The 22,562-nt window shown below is 66.6% G+C and carries 21 protein-coding genes; 7 read left to right on the forward strand and 14 right to left on the reverse strand.

Annotated elements, in window-relative coordinates; translation table 11 throughout:
- Positions 1–154 precede the first annotated feature (154 nt).
- The 3 genes from C3B78_RS15140 to C3B78_RS15155 form a co-directional block, all read right to left on the reverse strand.
- Complete coding sequence (locus C3B78_RS15140; protein WP_234005410.1) at positions 155–1,282, reverse strand: serine hydrolase domain-containing protein; 1,128 nt, start codon at positions 1,280–1,282, stop codon at positions 155–157.
- A 778-nt stretch (positions 1,283–2,060) separates the two neighbouring features.
- Positions 2,061–2,759: a hypothetical protein gene (locus tag C3B78_RS15150; RefSeq protein ID WP_104998786.1), complete on the reverse strand. Its 699-nt coding sequence runs from the start codon at positions 2,757–2,759 to the stop codon at positions 2,061–2,063.
- Positions 2,760–2,852: 93 nt separating this feature from the next.
- Complete coding sequence (locus C3B78_RS15155; protein WP_104998787.1) at positions 2,853–4,310, reverse strand: sensor domain-containing phosphodiesterase; 1,458 nt, start codon at positions 4,308–4,310, stop codon at positions 2,853–2,855.
- A gap of 73 nt (positions 4,311–4,383) precedes the next feature.
- Here C3B78_RS15155 and C3B78_RS15160 point away from each other — a divergent pair, with 73 nt between their 5' ends.
- Both C3B78_RS15160 and C3B78_RS19725 read left to right on the forward strand, forming a co-directional pair.
- On the forward strand, positions 4,384–5,277 hold the full coding sequence (locus tag C3B78_RS15160) for an SGNH/GDSL hydrolase family protein (RefSeq protein WP_158677256.1): 894 nt from the start codon (positions 4,384–4,386) through the stop codon (positions 5,275–5,277).
- A 269-nt stretch (positions 5,278–5,546) separates the two neighbouring features.
- On the forward strand, positions 5,547–5,897 hold the full coding sequence (locus tag C3B78_RS19725) for an Hpt domain-containing protein (protein WP_158677257.1): 351 nt from the start codon (positions 5,547–5,549) through the stop codon (positions 5,895–5,897).
- Between the two features lie 56 nt (positions 5,898–5,953).
- Here the strand turns inward: C3B78_RS19725 and C3B78_RS19880 are convergent, their stop codons facing one another.
- The 7 genes from C3B78_RS19880 to C3B78_RS15195 form a co-directional block, all read right to left on the reverse strand.
- On the reverse strand, positions 5,954–6,094 hold the full coding sequence (locus tag C3B78_RS19880) for a hypothetical protein (RefSeq protein WP_199775264.1): 141 nt from the start codon (positions 6,092–6,094) through the stop codon (positions 5,954–5,956).
- Between the two features lie 113 nt (positions 6,095–6,207).
- Positions 6,208–7,062 carry an SGNH/GDSL hydrolase family protein gene (locus C3B78_RS15170; protein ID WP_104998790.1) on the reverse strand — a complete coding sequence of 285 codons (855 nt, stop codon included), beginning with the start codon at positions 7,060–7,062 and terminating at the stop codon, positions 6,208–6,210.
- Positions 7,055–7,987 carry a lipid kinase gene (locus C3B78_RS15175; RefSeq protein ID WP_104998791.1) on the reverse strand — a complete coding sequence of 311 codons (933 nt, stop codon included), beginning with the start codon at positions 7,985–7,987 and terminating at the stop codon, positions 7,055–7,057. Before C3B78_RS15175 ends, C3B78_RS15170 begins: the two co-directional genes overlap by 8 nt.
- A gap of 120 nt (positions 7,988–8,107) precedes the next feature.
- The gene (locus tag C3B78_RS15180) at positions 8,108–8,923 is read right to left on the reverse strand and encodes an MBL fold metallo-hydrolase (RefSeq protein ID WP_104998792.1); all 816 of its coding nucleotides are present in this window, start codon (positions 8,921–8,923) and stop codon (positions 8,108–8,110) included.
- Between the two features lie 132 nt (positions 8,924–9,055).
- A complete protein-coding gene (locus tag C3B78_RS15185) occupies positions 9,056–10,150 on the reverse strand; it encodes a glycoside hydrolase family 16 protein (RefSeq protein WP_234005412.1) in 1,095 nt (364 codons plus the stop codon).
- A 150-nt stretch (positions 10,151–10,300) separates the two neighbouring features.
- A complete protein-coding gene (locus tag C3B78_RS15190) occupies positions 10,301–11,221 on the reverse strand; it encodes a siderophore-interacting protein (RefSeq protein ID WP_104998793.1) in 921 nt (306 codons plus the stop codon).
- The gene (locus tag C3B78_RS15195) at positions 11,221–12,228 is read right to left on the reverse strand and encodes an ABC transporter substrate-binding protein (RefSeq protein WP_234005413.1); all 1,008 of its coding nucleotides are present in this window, start codon (positions 12,226–12,228) and stop codon (positions 11,221–11,223) included. Before C3B78_RS15195 ends, C3B78_RS15190 begins: the two co-directional genes overlap by 1 nt.
- 125 nt (positions 12,229–12,353) lie before the next feature.
- Here C3B78_RS15195 and C3B78_RS15200 point away from each other — a divergent pair, with 125 nt between their 5' ends.
- From C3B78_RS15200 to C3B78_RS15210, 3 genes are read left to right on the forward strand one after another with little or no spacing between them, the layout of a single operon-like run.
- Positions 12,354–13,439, forward strand: a complete 1,086-nt coding sequence (locus C3B78_RS15200; RefSeq protein WP_234005414.1) for a FecCD family ABC transporter permease — start codon at positions 12,354–12,356, stop codon at positions 13,437–13,439.
- Positions 13,436–14,539: a FecCD family ABC transporter permease gene (locus C3B78_RS15205; protein WP_234005415.1), complete on the forward strand. Its 1,104-nt coding sequence runs from the start codon at positions 13,436–13,438 to the stop codon at positions 14,537–14,539. Before C3B78_RS15200 ends, C3B78_RS15205 begins: the two co-directional genes overlap by 4 nt.
- Positions 14,536–15,375 (forward strand): ABC transporter ATP-binding protein, encoded by an 840-nt coding sequence (locus C3B78_RS15210; RefSeq protein WP_104998795.1) that lies wholly within the window; start codon positions 14,536–14,538, stop codon positions 15,373–15,375. Before C3B78_RS15205 ends, C3B78_RS15210 begins: the two co-directional genes overlap by 4 nt.
- A 255-nt stretch (positions 15,376–15,630) precedes the next feature.
- Here C3B78_RS15210 and C3B78_RS15215 read toward each other — a convergent pair whose 3' ends face one another.
- Complete coding sequence (locus C3B78_RS15215; RefSeq protein ID WP_158677258.1) at positions 15,631–16,146, reverse strand: hypothetical protein; 516 nt, start codon at positions 16,144–16,146, stop codon at positions 15,631–15,633.
- Positions 16,147–16,586: 440 nt separating this feature from the next.
- Between C3B78_RS15215 and C3B78_RS15220 the strand changes: the two genes are divergently transcribed.
- Positions 16,587–17,825, forward strand: coding sequence for a S1C family serine protease (locus tag C3B78_RS15220; protein WP_104998797.1), 1,239 nt, complete (start codon positions 16,587–16,589; stop codon positions 17,823–17,825).
- Between the two features lie 169 nt (positions 17,826–17,994).
- Here C3B78_RS15220 and C3B78_RS15225 read toward each other — a convergent pair whose 3' ends face one another.
- Genes C3B78_RS15225 through C3B78_RS15235 form a run of 3 tightly spaced genes read right to left on the reverse strand, consistent with a single transcriptional unit; the run spans position 17,995 to position 21,838 of the window.
- Positions 17,995–19,464 (reverse strand): dihydrolipoamide acetyltransferase family protein, encoded by a 1,470-nt coding sequence (locus C3B78_RS15225; RefSeq protein ID WP_104998798.1) that lies wholly within the window; start codon positions 19,462–19,464, stop codon positions 17,995–17,997.
- Between the two features lie 2 nt (positions 19,465–19,466).
- Complete coding sequence (locus C3B78_RS15230) at positions 19,467–20,579, reverse strand: alpha-ketoacid dehydrogenase subunit beta (protein ID WP_104998799.1); 1,113 nt, start codon at positions 20,577–20,579, stop codon at positions 19,467–19,469.
- The gene (locus C3B78_RS15235) at positions 20,576–21,838 is read right to left on the reverse strand and encodes a thiamine pyrophosphate-dependent dehydrogenase E1 component subunit alpha (protein WP_104998800.1); all 1,263 of its coding nucleotides are present in this window, start codon (positions 21,836–21,838) and stop codon (positions 20,576–20,578) included. Before C3B78_RS15235 ends, C3B78_RS15230 begins: the two co-directional genes overlap by 4 nt.
- A 386-nt stretch (positions 21,839–22,224) precedes the next feature.
- Here C3B78_RS15235 and C3B78_RS15240 point away from each other — a divergent pair, with 386 nt between their 5' ends.
- Positions 22,225–22,455: a hypothetical protein gene (locus tag C3B78_RS15240; protein ID WP_104998801.1), complete on the forward strand. Its 231-nt coding sequence runs from the start codon at positions 22,225–22,227 to the stop codon at positions 22,453–22,455.
- Positions 22,456–22,562 lie beyond the last annotated feature (107 nt).

Below are 22,562 nucleotides of genomic sequence, written 5' to 3' on the forward strand. Positions count from 1 at the left end.
CATGGGGGTGCGGCTGGAACTGGGTCCAGTAATATCGCGGCCTTGAGTCGGGAAACCGATGGGTCTCAGCGCTTGGCGGTGTCAGGGGCGGCACCGCCAAGCGCAACACCCGCGCATGGGCCGCCACAGCGGCGCGCGGCCGCCGTCGTACCCCTCACGGATCAGCCGGGCGTGCGGGTGCGCACATGCTGGCTGCTGTGGAACGGGCAGCCTCCTCCATCCGGGCAACGAGCGGCGGGACGGTGGACACGTCCAGTTCCGCCGGCGGCAGCGCCATGCCCACGGAGACCTGCTGCTGGCCGTCCAGCGAGGAAATGGACTGCACGTTGTACGCGCCTCCCCCGCCGTACACAAAGACGTGGCGCTGGCCGGGGCAGATCCCTTCCGTCTGCTGGAGTCCCCCCAGAACACACGGGTTTCCCTCCACCATTGACTTCCACGCCTCCATACTGACCAGCCGTCCCGCTGGTAGGGCGGCGAAGAATGCGTTCAGGTCTGCAACGGTGGAAATGATGCCGGCATCGCCGGACCCCGCGACGATGTCCGTGCGGGTGAAGTCAATCCTGTTTCCGCCGGCCAGCACGTAGCCGTGGAGCATGGGCTCCGGCGGCGGTCCCGGAACGGCAACCAGGGTGTTACCCATGCCTGCGGGCTCAAAGACGTCCGCGCCGAGGACATCGGCGAGCGTACGGCCATGGATCCGTTCCAGCATCCATGCCAGCACTTCCCAGTCGGTTGCGGACCACGCCGCCTCGGACAGCGGCCCAGGCGAGGCAGGCGTTCCGGCCGCGATCCTGAGCCTTTCTTCGAAGGTCAGCACGCTGGTCTGCAGCTCTTCCACCGTCCGGGTCCCGAGCAAGCGCGGAATGTAGTCCGGGAGCCCCGAGCGGCTGCCGAGCAGCTCCCGGATTGTGGTCCGCTGCCAGCCCGGGAAGATGGCGCCAAAGTCGGGCAGGTGATCGGAAACCGGATCGTCCAGGCGGATGGCGCCCTTCTCCACGAGCTTGAGGACGGACACGGCCACCATCGGCGCTCCGGCGCCTGAGATCCACAGCCTGTCCGCTGGCCGGGCGGGCTCACGCGAGTCCAGGTCCCTGGCCCCGGAGGCTTTTGCTTCCTCCCGGCCGCCGTTGCGCACATGGATGACCACCGCCGGCGCGCCGGCCTCCACGGCGCCGCGGGCAAAGGTTTCCAGCTCCGAGGTGGGGGCGGCCGGGGGCTCAGGACTGGGAGCGGCGGGATTGGGGGATGTGCACGCGCCGACCAGGACAGCGACGGCCACAGCTCCGATTGCGGCGGGACACAGCAGCCGGAATTGAGGACCCATGGCGCGCGGTCAGCCCATTCCCGCGGGGCCTGCCCAGGTGCCGGGGGCGCCGGTCCCGCCTCCGCCGCGGTCATCGTCCTTACCGCAGCAACGGCATCGCTTGTACAGGCCGCCGTCTTCGGCGTGTTCCACATGCCAATCGTGGCGGATGTTCAATCTGCACATCAGGGCCTGCAACATGGCTTCTCCTCACTGAGAATTCCTGCCGTCCCCCACCGTTAAGTATGTTCCTCAGACACATGCCCGGAGTAGGCCCTGAATACTGCCGGTCTTGCTAAAGGTGAAAGCGGAGCGAAGGGGAAGGATATAGCACGCCGTTACAATGGCGGATATTGCCCTTAGCCTCCCGGAGGAACTCAATGCTGAACTACTTTCGCGAGCGGCAAGATGCCCTGGAAGCTACGTCGGGGCGGCGAATTTACAACTATTCCTCCGGGGCCCTGGTCCTTGCAGTCATGGCATTGGTTTTTGCGGGTCTTGCACCCGTATGGGTCTCCTGGGCGACTCTCCTGGCGTCTTGTTCCCTGGACGTCTTTCTGACCAGGAAATGGATTAGGGAAGATGCGCTAAGGGCTTTCCGGGCCCATCATGCGGTCTGATTTCCCGTACACCGGACGCTAGGGCGCAATTGAATTGACGCACCCGACTGGCTGTTTCCGATGCCCCGCCCTGGAGTGTTTTCAGGGGCTGTTGGATCTGGCCGCCCCCAGCAGCGGCCAGTCCCGCCTGGGGGTCAGCGCAGGACGCCGCAGACCGCCGGGTCGGTGGCTTCGGCCGGCAGGTCACCATTCAGTTCGCTTCCGCCTTCAGGGTCACTGAAGTTGTAGGTTCCGTTGCCGTCGTAGTCCAGCCCGTGGATCACGAGGACGCCTTCGCCGTCCCGGATGGAATCCGCGATCTGCTTGGCCGTCCCGAGTCCGCCGGCACCGGGGTAGCCTGTTCCGGCGACGTCGGTGAACTCGATGTTGTCCCGGCTGTAACTCAAGATCCCGTCGCGGGAGACGGGGAAGCGGGCCACATCGAGGAAGCTGGCCGGCGTGGTGTCCCCGGTGGTGTTCAGCGATACCACCACCGGGCCGTAGGCCGGTATGCCTTCAACGGTGTTGATGCGGCCGTCCAGGTTCGCGTCCTGGGCGAGGGTGGGGCACTCGTTCAGGGCGTCGTTGCCGTAATGGATGTGCTGGGCGTGGGGCGCGTCCGGCGTCAGGCCCTCAGCGTGGACCTCAATGTGTTCGATTTTCTGGTTTTTCACCACGGCCGTAGCGGTGCCGGACGCGCCGGATCCGTTCAGTTCGCTGAGCACAGCGGTGAGCGTCACCGACTTGTCCGACGATTTCCCGTTATTGGCCAGGACGGGGCCGGCACCCAGGGATACCACTGTGATTACTGCTGCTGCGGCGCCGCCAATGGCCAGTTTGGAATTTCTGTTCATTTTCTGCTCCCTACCGAGGGGCCGCCGAGGAGGTTCGGCGGTCTTCTGTGATTCGCAGCACAATGGCCCCGGGATGGGTGTGGTCCCCGCAGGCTATGGATGGTTGTGCCGCCCCGCCCGGCGGGTGGAGGGGCTGTGGTTAGAGCTTGTCCCAGACCACAGTTTCCATTCCTCTGTGGCTACAGTGGGCCTGCCCAGCAGGTAACCCTGGCCTGCACCCATGCCCAGCTTCCGCACAGCCGCAAGTTCAGCCTCGGTTTCAATCCCTTCGGCAACGAGGGAAGCACCAATCTCTCCCGCGAACTTGACCATGGCGGCGCCCAAGGCCTGCAGGCCGGCGTCGGCATTGATGCCGGTGATGATGTCCCGGTCGAGCTTGATCAAGTCCGGCCTGAGCTCCACAATGTGGCGCATGGAGGCGAACCCTGCACCGGCATCGTCTACGGCGATCTTCAAACCTGCGCGCCGCAGTGGGGCCAAGGCTTCTCCAAGCCGGCCGTAGTCGGCCACCCCATGGTGTTCCGTCAGCTCCAGCACAACGCGTCCAACCGGAATGGCGCTTCCCTGCACCACGCTGGATATCCGGTTATCAAGGCAGGCCCCGGGGGAAAGATTGACTGCCACGTAGAGGTCCTCCGGGAGGGACACCGCGGCGGACAGCGCCGATTGAAGCGCGATAATTTCCAGATCCACACCCAGTCCCACGGAGGCAGCCTCCACAAACCAGGCCTGCGGGGACATTCCGGGATCATCAGCGCTCAGGAACCTGGTCAGCGCCTCCGCGCCGATCACGGCGCCGGAATCCAGGGCTCGAATCGGCTGGAACGCCGTCAACAAAGTTCGGGAAGAAAGCATGGCTTCCACCCCGGCGCGGGCTTCTTCGGCTGCAGCGTCATGGGCCGCCGGCACGTCCAGGGCACGCGTGGTCCCCTCGAAGCCGCACACCTGCCCCTGGCCGTCAAAGATGGGCCTGCCGGAAACCTCAACAAGGACCCGGCTGCCGTTCCGGTGACGGATCGCGGTCACGAGGCCGGTCCATGAGGAGTCATTAGCCTCCAGGCCCACCCGGTCCTGCAGCGCCCGGGCCAGGTCATCGGGTTCCATAACCTGGCTGAAGTGCTGGCCGAGGAGCTCGGAGGGGTCATATCCGATGAGCTCGCGGGACATTGGCCCGGAGAACGTGAACCTGCCGTCCGGGCCAATAGTCCACAACCATTCCCTGCTGGGGCCAGCACAGCTTCCAGGAGACGGGACGTCCTGGAAGCGGCAGCGGATTTTCGGTTCTGCCTGCGCAGCAGTGTCCACGCCAAGTAGGCAGCAACCGGCGCAATCACGGCGGCGAGGACAACCGCTCCCCAGGGTTCCATCAGCAGGAGCGCCGATACGGATTACTACTGATTGGAGCCATGGTTCCCCCCGGAGACCAATTACTAACTTTGCTTGGTAATTCAATATAGCCTGACGGTATGCCCGTGCCAGTAACGCTGTAGTAACGCCGCGGAAGGTAGAGCTGGGCGGACCGCTCGACACATAAGCCAGAGGCCACGGCACCTGGCACTACGCCAGGGAGAAGAACATGAAGAACCCGTCGTACAGAGAAACCCGGACCGCGCATTCTGAGCCAGTGGCAGGCCGAGGCGCCCGCTCCTGCAGGGGTATCGCGGGGCGCCTGGGGTTGCTGGCCGCCGTCGTCACCGGACTGGTGGCCGGCTCCGTCGCTGCGCCGGCAGCCGCGCAGGCCCCGGCACCGCTGGACTACGTCGCTTTGGGGGATTCCTATACCTCCGGCATCGGCGCCTCCCCTAATGTCACCATCTCTCCGCTCTACCCCGCCGGGCTGCAGCCGTGCTACCAGGCCTCGCCGGGCTACGCCGACGTGCTGGACGCGCAGGACGACGTGCAGCTCACGGCCAACGCCGCCTGCGCGGGCTGGACCGCCGCCATGGTGCCCATGCAGGTCCACGTGGCATCCGCGGCCGGAGTGCTGAACGCGGAAACGGACCTGGTGACCATCACCGCCGGCGGAAACGACGTTGGGTTCGGGAACCTGCTCGGAGCCTGCATGCGGTACCCCCTGGACATTTGTGCGGCGGAGGTCAAGGCCGCGGAAAGCGTTGCCCAGGCGGTGGTCCTCCCTGCCCTGACCGCTGCCTACGCAGCCATCCGCGCCCAGGCACCGAATGCCAGAATCGTGGCACTGGGCTATCCGCACCTGTTCTCGCCGGAGGTCGGGGCCAACGGCTACATCACCAATGAAGCGGCGAAGGTCTTCAACAAGGGCACGGACACCCTGAACAAGGTCATCAAGGAGGCGGCCAAGAAGTCCCCCGGCACCGTCTATGTCAGCGTCACGGACGAGTTCGCCGGGCACGGCGTCGGCTTGCCCGGTTCCTGGTTCTTTTTCGACCCCGCCGACCCCTTCAACGGCATGAATTTCCACCCGAATGCCACCGGCTACGCCCTGGGCTACGCTGACGCCATCATCCGCGAAGCGAAAGTCCCGGCCCTCAGCAAATGACGGGAAGGCACGCCACCGACCGGCCAGCCGAGAATTGATGGAATGTTGATTCTGGGAACGGCGCTTTCTTGATGGTGGACCGCCAGAATCAAGTGGTTCGGCCGGGCCGCTGTGGCTCGGCCCGTCACTTGAACGGGGTAAACCTCATGGGTATCGGCGTGAAAATTGTGTCCGGTGAGGTCCGGGTCCCGCGGACTGTTGTTGCGGACAGCTCAGGCCCAGGGGCACGGACGGCTGGGCAAGCGCCAGCGTTGGACCTCGCGCAGCTCATGAAAATTGGCGACGATCTCAGCCCGGAAATCGCGCTCAGATTTCTGTCTGACTACCTGGGCATGATTCCCGGCCGCTGGTCCCGCATCCTCCTGGCCCTGGACGACGAAGACCCGGACGTGGTCCTGGACGCCCTGGTCAGTTTGCGGATCACCTCGTCCATGGCGGGCGCCTGGGAGGCAGAAGCGCACTGCCGGGAGTTGGAATCGCTGGTGCGTGCAGGATGCACTGCCAAAGCACGGGTGGAAGCCTCGAAGCTCGGCCCCAAGCTTGAGCGCCTCTTCTGCGCGGCCCCGGATCTACTGAAGCAGGCTCAAGGTAGCCTGCAGGTGCCGTTTTCCGGTAGGTAACGGCCGGCGCAGGAGAATCCCATGCGAGTCATGCCGCGGTTGGAACGTGCATCGGCTCAGCCACGCATCAGGACGTAGGCGGCCAGAACCAGGACCACCAGCAAGACGACACCAAGGATAACCAGCGGCGGGCGGCCTCCTTTGGCCGGACCCGGCCCCCTGCGGCGCCCGTGCTTTCGTTCAATTACATTCGCCATGCGCAGACTCTACGCATCCCCTCGCTTCGGCGCCTGCGTATTGCCTACTCGTTTTACAAATTCCCACCACGTGGTTCGGGCGGCTTCGGGAGCCTTGGCGCCTGCCGCCCTCCTCAACGAGTCAAGCCGGCCCAGGATTCCAGGAACTTCCCGGCGATGTGGGCGTGGCCGGCGGTGTTGGGGTGGGCGCCGTCGGCGTCGAAACCCGGACTGTTGGCGCCCGTGAACCAGTTGCCCTCCGCGGCGTCAATAAACGGCGCATTGGCAGCCGCGGCGCCGGCGCGGACAGCGCTGTTCACGCCGCGCAGTTCCTCCGCCAGGGGCCGCGGCGCCGACGGCCCCAGCACCACCACCTGGACGCCCGGCCAGAACCTGCGGGCCGCCTCGATGGTTTGGGCAGTGGCGGCTTCCACTTCAGCTGGGTTACGGACGGCGGCATCGTTCTGCCCGCCCTGCAGTACCAGGACGTTGGGCACAAAGGCGGGGTTGGCGGCGATCCTCCGCAACCGGACTTCGTACTCTTCGCCCTGCTCGTCCTGCGCCCCGCCGCCCCAGGCGAACCCGGTTCCGCCCGCGCCGTCCACGGTGGCGGGGTAGCCGAGCTCCGCGGCAACAAGGTACGCCCATCCCTGGTCCGGCTGGTCCGCCCCCACCCCGGCTGTGTACGAATCACCGAGAATCAGCAGGGCAGGCTCGGCGGGCAGCTCAATGCCCAAGGTTCCGGGCGTTGGAGGCGTGGCGGTACCCGTGAAAGCGGGCGACGGCGCCACGGAAGCAGTAGCCGACGGCGCGGCTGCCGACGGGCTCGCGGCCGCGGGACCAGCTTCGTCCGGGTTCCGGGGCCCCATCAGGGCAATGGCGGCCACCCCGAACGCCACCACGGCCAGCACGAAAAGTCCGCCGTACTTGAGCCAGTCCTGCCTGGACCTGAACGCACCGCCAGCCGGCCGGCGTCGCCCGCTAGCCATCGAACCGCGCACTGGTGCTGCTTGCCGGCACCACCACGTGCACGGCGTTGCGCTCGATGGTGAACTCCGCGGGCGTGTCCGTGGCGATCTCGCCGTCGAGGTTCACCGGCATGGGCGGTTCGGTGACCAGCCGGACCCGCCGGGTGGTCAGGTGGTACACCCCGTGGCGCTCCACGAAGCTGCCGTCCTTCAGCAGCCGCGCGATCCGCACGTGCTCGCGGAGCGGCGCTCCGGGGATTGCATAAATGTCGAGGAGGTGGTCATCAATCCCGGCCGTCGGCGAGACCGTGTTGCCGCCGCCGTAGTGCCGGCCGTTGCCCACCGCCACCTGCAGCATATCCTTGAGCTCCAGCGCGTCATGGTCCCCGTCCGGGAACTCGAGCCGGGCGCGGAACGGCCGGTGCCGGGCGTAGGCGCGCACGGCGGCCACGCCGTAGGCCGCCGGCCCGAGGTACCGCTTCAGGCGGGGGCTGAGTGTCTCGGTGACACCTACTGACAGGCCAACGGATGCAACGTTCAGGAAGGGCATGCCATTCGCCCGCCCCAGGTCGATGTCCACCACCTTCCCGCCGGCGAGCGCAGCGCAGGCCCCGGCAAGATCACCCGGTATCTCCAGCGTGCGGGCAAGGTCATTGGCGGTTCCCAGCGGCAGGACACCGAGTACGATTCCGGTCCCGGCGAGCCGGCCGGCGGCGTAGGAGACCGTCCCGTCACCGCCGCCAACAACCACCAGGTCGTGCCCGTCGGCAACCACCCGGTCGAGCATTCCGGGCAGCTCCGCGCCGGACAGCACGTGGTGCACGGAGGAGACGGGGAGGCCGGCCCGCTGCAGTGTGTCCGCTGCCAGCTCCGGCGCCGCCGCCCCCAGCCGCGCCCCGGCGTTTATTACCAGGGCAGCGGAGTTCGCCTCTCGGGCAACCTTCATGAGGAACATCCTAGGCGGGGCGGGCTGGGAAAACGCCGGGCGACCAGGCGGAAGGTACGCCCCGGACAACGGAAGAAGTACGACGGCGGCACGCGGCCGCCGTCGTACGTTCCACTATGGCTAGTGCTCGCGGCGGGTCTCCTGGAGCCTCTTAATGAACCAGCGCGACTGTTCCGGCCCGTAGGGCAGGACCGGGATGGCCTTGGTGGCATCGTCCGGGGTGTCGCGGATGGACTGGCGTGCCTGGCGGACCGCGGTGGTCAGCGTGTGGGCCATGGTCTTGACGAACTGGTCGCTGCACGGCTTCCCGTGCCCGGGGATCAGGAACTCGTAGCGGTGGCGGAGCGCGGAGATGTGGCGGAGCACGTCCGCCCACTCCTCCGGGTACGAATCCTCGAAGGACGGGTGCGCGCCCTGCTCCACCAGATCGCCCACGTAAAGCGTGGTGGGGGTGCCCACCAGCAGGTCACCGTCGGTGTGGCCCCGGCCCAGGTAGAACAGGGTGGCCGCCAGCCCGCCCAGGTCCACCAGCACAGGTTGGTCCCGCACGATGGCGTTGGGGACCACCAGCTCCACGTTCTGTCCTTCGCCGGTGGACATCTCCGGCTCGATTGTCCCCACGAACCGGCGCTGGAGGTCCCCGCGTTCATCGATCTCGCTGGCGCAGTTCTGGTGCGCCCAGAACTCGGTGACGCCGGCTTCCGCGAACACCGCGTTGCCGAAGAAATGGTCGTAATGTGCGTGGGTGTTGACCACCACGAGAGGCAGCTGGGTCTTTTCCCGCACCGCGTCCAGGATTTCCCGCCCCTGCCGGGGGCCGCAGCCGGTATCGATCACCATGGCCCGCTCGGACCCCACCACCAGTCCGGTGTTCAGCAGCGATCCTTCGGTGACCAGCACGTAGTTGTCCGCGCCGACTTCGAGCCATTCCGACATTGTTTCTCCGTACCTCCGGCAAAGCAGTGTGCGTTCGTCTAGGCGTTGATTGTACCCAGCATGCCTTGAAGTTCCCGGGACGCGCACGCATGCCGGTGGCCGGGCATGCCGGAAAAGCCGGGCAGTCCGTGCCTAGTTCCTGGCCCAGATGGCTACCCAGTCGACGTACACATGGCCGCTGGCGTCGGGTGCCGGGCAGCCTGTCAGGCAGGACTCGGTCTGCAGGAGGTAGCGCATCGGCTTGTCCGGGACCATTGACGTGGCGACGCCGATGGAATTGCCGTCAAGAAAGAATTCGATGCGCCCGGGGCTCCACTCGGTGGTTGCCACATGCCAGGACGTAAACGGAACGTTGGGACGGAAGACGTCGGTATCGTGCCCGTCCGGGCCGATGCCGTGCAACGCAGCATAGATGACTTTGGACAGGTCCCCTTCCGGGAAATCGATCTCCCCGTCCTGCGGCCACTGCTTACTGACGGGCCAGAGCAGCCAGGCCACCTTGAAGCCCGGCAGGGAATCTGCCTTGAAACGCACGGAGTAGCGCCCGTAGAGCTGGCTGTTGTACGGCGGCTGGGTAGTGCCGGCGAATCTCGGGGACGGTGCAGCCCCCATGGAGACTCCGTTTTCCGAGTGCAGGTACATATCCAGGACGCCGTCATGGACGCTCAAAACCTTGGATGGAAAATAGCCGGACGTTCTGGCGCCCTTTTCCTGGCCCTTGGCATGGGTGTCTGGCGTGCCGTCCGTGTAGGTCACGCTCCATCTCGACCCGTAGATGCCGGGAAAACCGCCAAGGGGTACGTCCCCGTCCGTGAAATCCTCCACAAAGACCTGCCTCCAGCCGGGCAGGTCTCCCACCGGCACGGCCTCAAGGGAGGGTGGGGACTCGGTACTGGCAGCCGGCCCGGACCCGCCGTCCTTGGTGGGTTCCGGGGATGCGGTTTCCGCAATGGGTTCCGGAGAGCCGGCCTCGGCAATTGGCTGCGGCGGCCCAGGATCAGCAGTTGGCTGCGGGGAAGAAGCACCCGTAGGGGGCTGCGCCGAGGCAGTCGCCTGGGCCGCTGGCTCTCCGCCTTTCCCTTCTGCAGGCTGGGGCCCCGGGGAATTTGCTGCAACGCTGAGCGAGCCGATTATGAGCGCCAGGAATATTGTCGTCAGGACGGCTCCGACGGTCCGCACAGGCTCCTTGATCGACTCCCCGGGTGAATTGCGGGGGCTGTTTGCCATGTGTCCTCCCAGCGTGGTCCGCAGGGGGAACTCCGGGCAGGAACGGAGCGCCCGGTTCACCCCCTTCAGTTCAGCCTAGGAGCGACGCCGCAGCCCGTCACGAGTACCGAGTACTCATATTTAGGATTCAACTCTCGCCCGGGTACCTGTTTAGGTAGCTGCCAGCGGAATGCCGTTGGCCCCGGAACCGGCCTTGCCGTGGCTCCAGTAGCCGCGGAACTCGGACGTCCGTGCATCGAGCCCGGCGCCAGCAAGGCAGCGGCGGAGGTTCCTCACGGTTCCCGCCTCAGCGCCCACCCATGCGTAGGTGCCCCGCAGGATGCTGTTGCCAGCGACGGCGTGCCCGACCGTCTGCTCCAGGCGCCGGCCGTGGGGGACGGCGCCGCCGTCGCGGTTCAGCCAGATGATCCTGACGCGGCTTCGGGTAGTGATTGGCTGGACGTCTGTTGCATCAGGGACTTCCAGGTAGGCGTTTCCGGAGAGGTGCGCGGGAAGGGCCTCAAGGATCGAGCTGATGGCCGGGACGGCGGTTTCGTCGCCGGCGAGCAGGACGTGCCCGGCATCGCCCGGCTTCCAGTTGATGCCGGCCTCCGGGAGGGGCGTGGCGGCAGTGACCGCTGAGGCGTCGGGTCCAACGAACCATGCCGGCTGCCCGGGCACGGCGTTCCGCGCCCAGTCCGAACCTGGCCCGGCGTGGGCGCCGGGGCCGTCATGGAGCACAAAGTCGATGTCGATGCGCGGCCCGGCGGGAGCCTGGCGGAGGGCACGGACGGTGTAGCTGCGGATGAAACCCCGGCCCGGCTGCTCCTGCCGGAGCCAGGTTTGGTACCAGCCCGCCTGCAGGGTGCCGTCGGGGGCACCGGGGGTTGTGAGGGGGTGCCCGGGGTTGGGCAGGATCAATTTGACGCGGAGGTCCAGGGTGGGCCCCGGCACCCCGAAAGCCCGCAGCGACGGGCCGGCCAGTGTGATGCGGCGGAAGTGCGGGCCCAGGTCCCGCACCTCCGCCACCACTGCCTCGAATACCCGGACAGGGTGCCGGGAAACCGGTGTTGAAGCAGCCGTTCGCAGCATTATGGCAGCTGCGGGTCCACGCCGTAGTGCTTGGCCAGGTCGGTGATCACCGCGTGGGCGCCCTGGATGCTGACCGAGGCCAGGAACGTGGCGTCGTCCACGTCGATGACTTCGCCCTGGAGCCGCTGCCACAGCGGGTTGGACGTGAAGGCCTCCCGCTGGGCGCGGGCCTTGTCACCTTCGGCTCCAGCCGGCGTGAACGCGCTGACCATGACCAGGCCGGCGTCGCCCTGCAGGATCTGCTCCGCGGACAGCGGCACGAAGATTTCCTTCTCGCTGTCCGGCTGGTCCTTGGGCCGCGGGATGTTCATGTCGGCCATGATCTCGCCGATGAACGATTTGGAGGAGTACAGGCGGGCGGTGTCGCCGCCGGTAAACCGGACCAGGGAGTAGGTGGCGTCCGGTTTCTTGGCCAGGATCTCAGCGCCAACCTTTGCGGCACGGTCCTCATAGGCCTTGACCAGCTCTTCCGCCTTTGCCTTCTTGCCCAGGGCCTCGCCGAGGAAGACCACGTTTTCCTTCCACGTGGGTCCGGTGCTCACGGAGAAAATGGTGGGCGCGATCTTGGACAGCTGCGTGTACAGGGCCTCATGGCGGACCTTGGCGGAAACGATCAGGTCCGGCTGCAGTTCGAGGATCTTCTCCAGGTTGGGTTCGGCCAGGGTCCCCACGTTCACCGAGTCCTTGGTGGCCTCGGCGACGTCGCCGAGGTAAGGGGCGAAGGGAGCGGTGGGGTCCTGCCTGTACTGCACGTAGCCCACCAGGTCAGCCTCGAGCAGGAGGGCTGCGTCGATGTAGCTCGGGTCCAGCGCAACGACGCGCTTGGGGGCGGATTCGATGGTGGTGGAGCCCATGGTGTGGTCCATGGTCAGCGGGAAGCCGGCCGCTTCCGCGGCGGTGGAGGTGGTGCTGCTGGTGCTGGCTGCCGGGGAGGCGCAGGCGGCGGTGGCCAGGAGCATCATGCCTGCGGCGGCAGCGGTGAGCTGGCGGGTGATGCGAATTTTCACGGGGATGCCTTCGAAAGATTACGGGGGATGCGAGGCGTTAGGTAAGGCTTACCTGTGCCTGCCGTAGACTGTAGCAGGACTTCGGGGATTAGCTCACAAACCCGTGACGTAATAGAAAGCCGCATGTGAAGACGCTTAATGCTGGACCAGTGCCGGGTCCGTTCGTAGCCCGGACGGCGCATCCCTCCCCTGGTCCCGCAGGCGTCCCCGGCAGGAAGGCGCCCCGAAACCGGACGGCGTGGCTTTTGGCTTCGGCCCTCGCCTTGTTCGCGGCCTGTGTACTCAGCCTGTGCATCGGCGGCCAGCCCTCGTCGCTGCAGGAGGTGTGGCACGCGGTCTTCACCCCCGCCGGGGACGTGATGGACGTGACCATCCGTGAACTGCGGTGGCCCCGGACGGTGCTGGGCGTCTGCGCCGGGATCTGCCTGGGCCTGGCCGGGACCCTGGTGCAGGGACACACCCGTAATCCGGTAGCGGACCCCGGCCTGCTCGGCATCAACCAGGGCGCGGCATTGGCCATCGTTGCGGCGACGGCGGTGGCCGGCGACCTCCCCGCCCTCACCCAGGCGGTGCTGGCCTTCGCCGGAGCGCTGGCGGCGAGTGTCCTGGTGTTCATGATCGGTTCGGCGGCCCGCTACGGCGCCACCCCGGTCACCCTGGTCCTGGCCGGCGCTGCTGTCACGGCCCTGTGTTCCGGGCTGGTGGCGGGAATCGTCCTGCTCAACGACCAGGCCCTGGACACCCTGCGGTTCTGGCAGGTGGGATCCCTGGCGGGGCGATCAGGCGCCCTTGACCTGGTCTGGCCGTTTATCGTTGCCGGGGTGGCGCTTGCCCTGGCGAATATCCGCGCCCTGAACGCCCTCGCCCTGGGATCAGACACCGCCGTTTCCCTAGGCATCTCCGTGCTGCGCGCCCGTGCTGTGGGCATTGGCGCCGTCACCCTGCTGGCCGGAACTGCCGTCACGCTGGCCGGACCCATCGCCTTCGCGGGGCTGCTGGTCCCCCACCTCACCCGTGCCATCACGGGCCCGGACTACCGGTGGCTCGTTCCGTTGTCCCTCTTCACCGGGGCAACCATGGTGCTGCTCGCGGACACCGCCGGCAGGCTCATCGCCCGCCCCGGGGAACTGTCCGTTGCCGTGGTCCTGGCCGTGGTGGGCGCCCCGTTCTTCGTATGCCTGGCCCGGCGCCGGAGGCTGGCAACGCTATGACCGTCCTGCAGGAAACACAGCTCCGAAGGCCTGGCGCGGGCGCCACAAGCATCAGGGCGCTCCGCGCCGGGCCGGTATCGGTCCGCCTCAACGTCCGCGCCATGGTTGTTGCCGGGCTGCTCGTCCTTGGCACCGTGGCCGCCATGGCGCTGCATGTCGCCTTCGGCGGCACCCCCATCGCATACCCGGATGTCCTCCGGGCCCTGCTCGGCGATGACTCCAATCCCCGGATCCACCTCGCGGTGACGGAGTTCCGCGCACCCCGCATGGTTGCCGCCGTCGTCGTCGGTGCCTGCCTCGCCGCGGCAGGCGCCATCACCCAAACCGTGGCACGCAACCCGCTGGCCAGCCCGGACCTGCTGGGCGTGACGGCAGGGGCATCCCTGGGCGCCGTCAGCGTGCTGGTGATCGCCGGCGGCGGGCATGCCGGGCTCAGCGGTGCGGCGGCAACTGTAGGCATGCCGGCGGCGGCGTTCGGCGCCGGCATCCTCAGCGGCCTCGCCGTGTACGTGCTCTCCTACCGGCGGGGCCTGGACAGCTACCGCCTGGTGCTGGCCGGGCTTGGAATTTCCGGCCTGGCGGCAAGCCTCACCACCTGGATCCTGACGCTGGGCGACGTGACAAGTGCCGCCCAGGCCCTCACCTGGATGATGGGTTCCCTGAACGGGAAGGAATGGGAGACCGTGCAGCCCTTGGCGCTTAGCGCGGCCGTGCTGCTCGTGGCGGCCATGGCCAGCGGCAGGTGGCTGCTGCTGACCAGCCTGGGTGAGGACACCGCCGTCGGGCTCGGCGCCCGCATCGGCACCGTGCGGCTGGTTGTCCTCACCATCGCCGTCCTGCTCGCTTCGGTGGCCACGGTGGCAGCCGGGCCGGTGGCATTCGTTGCGCTGGCCAGCCCCCGCATTGCCCGCGCCCTGGCCTCCACAGTGGTTCCCCCTATTGGTGTCTCCGCCCTGGTGGGCGCCATCTTCGTGCTCGCGGCGGACACACTGTCAGCGAACGTCCTTGCTGCTCCCCTGCCCGTGGGCGTGGCTACGGCCGTCGTGGGCGCGCCCTTCCTGATCCACCTGATCCTCAAGTACCAGCGGAGGCTGAGTTGAACACGTCCACAGACCGGCAGGAGGGCCTCCGCGCCAGCGGACTCAGCCTCGGCTACGAGGGTGCCAACATCATCAGCAACCTCTCGCTCGAGATCCCCAACGCGCAGGTCACCTCGATCATCGGCCCCAACGGCTGCGGCAAGTCCACCCTGCTGAGGGGGCTGGGCAGGCTCCTGGCGCCGCGGGCCGGCGAGGTGTTCCTCGACGGCGCCCCGCTGAGGAAGCATTCCACCCGCCATATTGCCACCCGGATCAGCCTGCTGCCGCAGACGCCCACGGCGCCGTCGGGACTCACGGTGGCGGACCTCGTGTCCCGGGGCAGGCACCCCCGGCAGAAGTGGTACCAGCAGTTTTCCGTGTCCGATGAGTCAGTGGTGGAGGCGGCCCTGGCTGCCACCGACATCCTGGAACTGGCCGATACACCGCTGGACGACCTCTCCGGCGGCCAGCGGCAGCGCGCCTGGATCTCCATGACGCTGGCGCAGGAAACGGGGATCCTGCTCCTGGATGAACCCACCACCTACCTGGACCTGGCGCACCAGGTGGACGTGCTGGAACTTGTCCGCAGGCTGAACCGGCAGCACCGGCGCACAGTGGTGATGGTCCTGCACGACATCTCGCTCGCGGCCCGGTACTCGGACCACATCATTGCCATGAAGGACGGTGCCATCATGGCGCAAGGCACCCCCGCGGAGGTCGTCACGCCCGCCCGCTTGCTGGAGGTGTTCGGCCTGGACGCGCACGTGGTGCATGAACCCACGGAAGGCCGCCCGCATGTCATCCCCCTCGGGACCACCGGGGCCGCTGGGACCGTTTCAGTCTTGAGGAATTCTTGACGCAATGCCTGCCTGTTCTTGAGCTGCCGGGTCCAAAGTGTTGAAAACAGACTGGGGCCGATGGCGGAGGCGGCGGATCAGCGTCGATTCGCAAGGAAGCCGTCGGCCCCGGCGCCGCCTTGGTGGCCGTCCCGGGCGGACTGGCGTGCCGGGCGGGCCGCTGTGGCCAGGGTGTTGTGTTGTGCAGACGTAAAGACACCTACAACGGCAGCGGACACCGCCGTTATAGGTATCTCTCACATCTAAGACTCTTTTCTACTTGATGGCCTCGCAAACATCCACGGCGGTACCCGAGGTAGCGTCAACAGACAACACCTTGAAGGTGTCGAACGACTCCAGGGTGAGAACTAGCGTTCCCGTGTATTGGGTTATCCCGGCACCAGGGGCATCGTTCCCGAAGTAAACAAATCCGTTGTGGCCGGTGTAGGTCGCCGTGACCGTTCCGTCCGGGTTCACCTCGTACTTAGCCACTGATCCGGAGGTGTTGACTGAATAGGTGTTGCCGTTTGTGTCGTTGGTATACGTCAACAGCACACCCTTCCCCGCGAAGAAAATGCGCCCGTCGCGAAGTACTATCTGCGTGATTTTCCCGCCGGTGCCCGTGACTGTGACGTCGAAGGAACACCCTTGTTTTTTCTTCGCGTCCAAGTTGAATGAGAAATTCTGCACCTCGGGAGGACGGCTGACTGCTGCGCCCGCGGAGGGGGCTATGAAAAGCACCGCAAGAATCCCGGCAAGCGGCACAAGCCAACGATGGGATTTTCCAAACATAAGAGCCTCCAAATTAAACTGCGAGGGGCATAACTCTCCCGCAGTGGGGCAAAAAATTGCAGATAATATCGGGCAAGCCCTGACAGCGATGTCGCGACCGCGCAGCGTAGGCCGTTGTCATATTCTTGGCCGGAAAAGCGTCGACCCTTCCAAGTTGAGCGTCCGAAGGGGTTGCTATGAGCATGTCGACAACGCGTAAATGAGTCAATGAACTAGCCTCCCCATATTTGGAATGCGGATAGCCGGCTCTCCGTTTTCGCACGCGATCCCCAGAGCAGTTTTGGACTGCATCGCAGATCCAGGAACTCAACATGCAACGGCCACTTGGGGTAGTCCCCGCCGCGTGTCGCGCTTTGTGACACACCTGGGCGTTAGCTAGCGTGGCCCTACTGCATTGGGGCTGGGGCCTGGGCACGACGAACCGTAGATAAGGATGCCCCATGAAGTGCAAAGCTGCCCAGACCAATATCCGCCTCGCCCCCTCTCTCCTGGTTCTGATGCTGGCGACGGCGTGCGTGCCCTCGCCGGCACCTCCACAGGGCGCGCCCCCTTCCACGCCGCCTGCCGCGACTCCCTCGGTAACAGCAACGGCGACCATGACGCCAACGCCAACCGGAACGCCAGCGCCGAAGACCTGGGCCGAGACTTTCCAACTGGTCAACTCCGGAGTGGCCGAACTCGCCGTCACCCTGTGCGACGGCGGCGGCGCGGGTACCGGATTCCTTGTGGCGGACGACCTGATCATGACGGCGGCCCACGTGGCCAAGAACGAAGTGGCCATCAACGTCTCCGTCAACGGCCAGTACACGTCCGCCCGGGTCCTGGGGATCAATGACACGCAGGACCTGGCCCTGTTGAAAACCGCAAAAGCACTCTCCGGCCATCAGTTCGGCTTCGCCCCGGCCGTTCCGGCCCAAGGAGTTGAAGTCGCTGCCCTGGGGTTCCCCCTGGACAGCGGCCTGACCTTTACGTCGGGAAGGGTGAGCGCGCTGAACCAGGAGGTGAACAGCGATGCAGGGACACTGCGCGGGCTGATACAAACGGACACCGCCATCAACCCCGGCAACAGCGGCGGCCCGCTGGTTCTAATGGACGGCAAGGTGGTGGGAGTGGTGAGCGCGAAACGCGCGTGGGTGCTGGGCACTAGAAGCGCGGACGACTTCGGCGCGGAGGGTGTGGGGTACGCCGTGCAGGCGCCGATGGCCGCGGCCTCGGCAGCGGACTGGGGCCAGCGGAGCACTCCGCTTCCGCCGACCAGCTGCAGCAACGAGGCGGAAACGACCAGCAGCAACATCATCACAACAAACAATTCGGACCACGAGCAGGCGTCCGGGGTCATTCAGAGCCTGCTCAGGCATGGCCAGGGAATCAACCGCGCCGCGTACGAAGCCGCTTTCGCTGTCTTGACGCCGGAGCTGCAAGCGGAGGTTCAAGGGTTCGAGACGTGGAAGGCGGGCCTGAGGACCTCATTCTGGCGCGCGCTGACCATCAACTCAATTACAGGGTCCGGGGCCCAGCTCACGGTGGACGCCGTCCTGCGCACCGAGCAGGCATCGGCGGACGGACGGGACGGCCAAACCTGCTCAGACTGGACTATTCAGTACCGGATGTCCTGGGACGGGGCCATCTGGCGCATCGCCGGCGCTGACGATCCCAGCGGACCGCCCCGGGCCTGCTGACCAGACGCCGGGGTAAGGCGAACGACGGCGGCGCGCGGCCGCCGTCGTACGTCCCCTATCCAAAGGGTCAGTTCCGGCATCCAGTGAGAGACGGTTTGGTAAAACCCACATCAAGTGAGAGATGGTTGGGATTAAACCGACATTAAGTGAGAGAGCGTCGGGGGGTGGGTTAGATGTCGGCGAGGAGGGTGGTCGGGTTTTCGATCGCGTCGGCCACGAAGCGGAGGAAGCCGGCTGCCGTGCCGCCGTCGCAGACGCGGTGGTCGAAGGTGAGCGTCAGCTCGGTGACCTTGCGGACCGCGAGCTCGCCGTCCACCACCCACGGCTTGTCGATGATCCGGCCCACGCCCAGGATGGCCACCTCGGGGTGGTTGATGATCGCCGCGGAGCCGTCCACGCCGAACACGCCGTAGTTGTTGAGCGTGAAGGTGCCGCTGCCGAGCTCCGTGGGGGTCGCCTTGCCCTGTCGTGCGACGTCGGTGAGCCGGCGGATCTCGGCGTCCAGTTCGCGTGCGGTCAGCTTCTCGGCTGCCCGGACGGACGGGACCACCAGGCCGCGGTCGGTCTGGGCGGCGATGCCGAGGTTGACGCCGTCGAACGAGACGATCTCCTGGGACCCATCGGACGCGGTCTCGATCCGGGTGTTGAGCTCCGGATACTTTTTTAGCCCAGCTGTGACAAATCGTGCGATGAAGGCGAGCAGGCCCGGCACCTGGGACCCGCCGGCCTTGAGCCCTTCGCGAAGCTCCAGCAGGCCAGTGGCGTCCACGTCCACCCAGACTGTCGCCTCGGGGATCTCCGAACGGCTGCGCGCCATGTTCGCGGCGACGGCCTTGCGAACCCCTTTGACCGGCGTGCGGGAAGCGATGGGCAGCCCGGTCCGGGCGTCGACGCCCTCCGGAGCGCCCGCGGTTTCGACAGGCTGAGTCGCGGCAGGCCTGGTTTCAACGGGCCTGGTTTGGGCAGGCTCAGCCACCGGGGCATGGATGGCCTTTTCCACATCGCGGCGCATGATCAGCCCGCCCTCGCCGGAGCCGGGGAGCTCGCCGAGGTCCACGCCGTGCTCCCGGGCCATGCGCCGGACCAGCGGCGAAATCACGGCACCGAGCCTGCCGGGGACCCGCGTGCGCAGCAGGGAGAGATCGTCCTCGGCAGGCTTGGCATCGGCAGGCTCAGCCACCGCGACGGATGACTTGGGCGCGCGGGTCCGCCGGGCTACGCCGTGGCCGCCCGGAGTGCCATAACCGATCAAGACGTTTCCCGAACCGGCCCGCTCCTCCTCACGGTAAGTTTCAGCAGCAGTCGACGCGGATGATGCCGCCCCGGGAGTGGCATCGGGCCTGTCGGAGCCGGATGACATGCTGCTTGCAGCAATGTCGTCCGGCGAAGGGGCGGAGACGGGCATCACCGAGATCAGCGGCTTCCCCACGTCCAGGGTCTCGCCCGGCTGCCCGTGCAGTTCGGCCACAATCCCGGCGTACGGGGAGGGCACTTCAACGGTGGACTTCGCGGTCTCCACCTCGGCAATGGGCTGGTCAACAGAGATCTCGTCGCCAACGGCAACGTGCCAGGACACCAGCTCGGCCTCGGTGAGGCCCTCGCCCAGGTCCGGCAACAAAAACACACGCGTTTCACTCATGGTCAGTTCTCCCACTGAAGGTCGTCGACGGCGTCGAGGATGCGGTCCACGCCGGGCAGGTAGTACTTCTCAAGCTTGGGCGCCGGGTACGGGATGTCGAACCCGGTCACGCGGCGGATGGGGGCGGCCAGGTGGTGGAAGCAGCGCTCCTGCACCCGGGCCACGATCTCCGAGGACACGGACGCGAATCCGTGGGCTTCGGCAATCACCACGGCCCGGCCGGTCTTCCGCACCGACGCGCTGACCGTCTCGTCGTCGAACGGCACAATGGTCCGCACGTCGATGACTTCCAGCGAACGCCCTTCCAGCGCTGCCGCTTCGGCGGCGGCGAGCGCGGTGGGGACGGACGGCCCGTAGGCGATCAGCGTTGCGTCCGTGCCGGGACGGGCGACGGCGGCGCGGCCCTCGGTGGTGCGTCCCGCCGTCGTGCCTTCCGAGTGAAGGCGACGCAACTCGTCCAGGTCCACCAGGTCCTTGGACCAGTAGAGCTTCTTGGGCTCCATGAACATCACGGGATCGTCCGAGTCGATGGCCTCGCGGAGCATCCGGTACCCGTCCGCCACGGTGGCCGGGGTGAACACCTTCAGGCCGGCGGTGTGGGCGTAGTAGGACTCGGAGGAGTCGCAGTGGTGCTCCACTCCCCCGATGCCGCCGCCGTAGGGAACCCGGATTACCATGGGCAGCTTCACGGCACCCTTGGTGCGGTTGTGCATTTTGGCCACGTGGCTGACGATCTGCTCGAACGCCGGGTAGGCGAACGCGTCGAACTGCATCTCGATCACCGGGCGCATCCCGTTGATGGCCATGCCCACGGCCATGCCCACGATGCCGGACTCGGCCAGCGGGGTGTCGAAGCAGCGCTGCTCCCCGAACGTGGCGGTGAGGCCGTCGGTGATGCGGAAGACCCCGCCGAGCATGCCCACGTCCTCGCCGAAAACCAGGACGGACGGGTCTGCGTGCATGGCGTCGGCCAAAGCAGTGTTCAACGCCTTGGCCATGGTGACCGGCTGCGGGCCGGCGGCTTCCGCGCTGGCTGCGGCGGAGGCGGCTGCCCGTGCGGTGGCAGCAGAAACGTTGCCGTTGGCCTCGGACGAGGTGGTGATGGTGGGGCTCACTTGCCGGCCTCCTGTGCTGCTGAATCCTGAGATGCGGGGTTCTGGGATGATGCTGCGTCGCGGGCGAGCTCGTCGGCGAGCAGGGCGGACTGTTCCTTCAGCTGGGGCGTGGTCGTTTCGAAGACGTGGCGGAAAAGCTCCTGCGGATCCACGGGGACGTCCTCGCTGAGGCCTTCACGCAACTGCGTGGCCACGGCTTCGGCGTGCCCGGAGATCCGCGCCTCCACGGAGGAGTCCAGCAGGCCGCGGTCCGTCAGGTAGGTGCGCATCCGGTTCACGGGATCCTTGGCCCGCCACTCCGCAACCTCGCTGCTTTCGCGGTAGCGGGTGTCGTCGTCGGCGTTGGTGTGGGCCTGCATGCGGTAGGTGTTGGCTTCCACCAGCAGTGGGCCGGAGCCTTCGCGGGCGAGTTTCACGGCGCGGTCCAGGACGGCGAGCAGCGCGACGACGTCGTTCCCGTCCACGCGTTCGCCGGCCATGCCGTAGCCCACGGCCTTGTGCGCGAGCGACGGCGCCACGGACTGGTGCGCCAGCGGCACCGAGATCGCGTACTTGTTGTTCTGGATGAAGAAGACGACGGGCAGGTGGAAGACGGCGGCGAAGTTCAGGGCCTCGTGGAAGTCGCCTTCGCTGGTGGCGCCGTCGCCGCACATAGCCAGCACCACGGTGTCCTCGCCGCGGAGCTTGGCGGCGTGGGCCACGCCCACGGCGTGCAGCAGCTGGGTGGTCAGCGGGGTGCACTGGATGCCCACCTTGTGCTGGAGGGGGTTGAACCCGCTGTGCCAGTCGCCGCGGAAGATGGTCATCACCTGCACGGGGTCCACGCCGCGGGTCATCACGGCCACGGCGTCGCGGTAGGTGGGGAACATCCAGTCGCCGTCGGAGAGGCAGAGGGCTGCCGCCACCTGGCAGGCTTCCTGTCCGTGGCTGGACGGGTACACGGCCATGCGGCCCTGCCGGACCAGTGCGGAGTTCTGGTCATTGACGCGGCGGCCGACGACGAGCTGCTCGTACGCTGCCAGCAGTTCGTCATCGCCGGGCAGGGGGTATTCGTGGCCGGGTTCGGTGCCCTGCTCACTGTCCGGCAGGAGCCGGCCGTCCGGGTCCACCATCTGGATCTGGTGCCGGGCCGGAAGCATGTAGTCCTCGGCACTGATGCCGAACTTCTTGGCCGTTTCCGAGAGGTCATTCCCGGCGGGGGCCTTGCTGTGGTCCGCGGTGGTTTGGTCCGCCGCGGTGTGGTCTGCGGAGATCGTCATTGTTCCGTCCTTCTGTTGCCACTATTCCTTCCCAGTATCCGCCCGGGACAGGTTTCGTATCCAGTACCTCGCAGAATCGTGGAGAAGCTGCGCGATTCCGCCTGTGGCGGGAGACGAATTGCAAGTGTGAGCTGGATTACTGACTGGGTGCGTGGACGAATTGGCGGCCAAGCATGCCAGGGTTCGATGAGCACGCCCCATCCCGGGAGCTCCGCGGGTGCCGGCACCCCCTGCCGAAAGTCCCTTGACCTCTCCTTCATGCAGGACCACACTCGGAAGGTGCACAGGGCGCGGAGGGGACAGCGCAGCCCCTTCCGCCCCGGAACCGCTGTGGGCAAAGCGGCATTTCACACACAGGGGAATTACAAAGAGTGGGGGCAGCTGTAATGGACATTGAGAAGTTGTGGGACCGGCTTGAGCCGGAAACGCGGCAGTGGCTGCTGGATAATCCCGGGTGCAGGATCCTTCCCCGGGCCGTGGTGGCCGCAATCACCAAAGCCACGGGAGCTCAGCTGGAACAGGACAGGCACGGTGAAACTGTCCTCTCCCCCAGCGACTGCGATTTCATCCGCACCGCAGCGCACCTGCAGGATGCTCATAGCCACAAGTCTCCGTAGCCGGGCCCTTGGCTGGGTTTTCGCATCCGGCATCCCACTAACTGCAACGATCCTGCCCGATTCTGCCTACACTGGAAGACGAATTGCAGTGTGAGCCGGATTACTGA

The sequence above is a fragment of the Arthrobacter sp. PGP41 genome, from assembly GCF_002953935.1.
Lineage (GTDB): Bacteria > Actinomycetota > Actinomycetes > Actinomycetales > Micrococcaceae > Arthrobacter.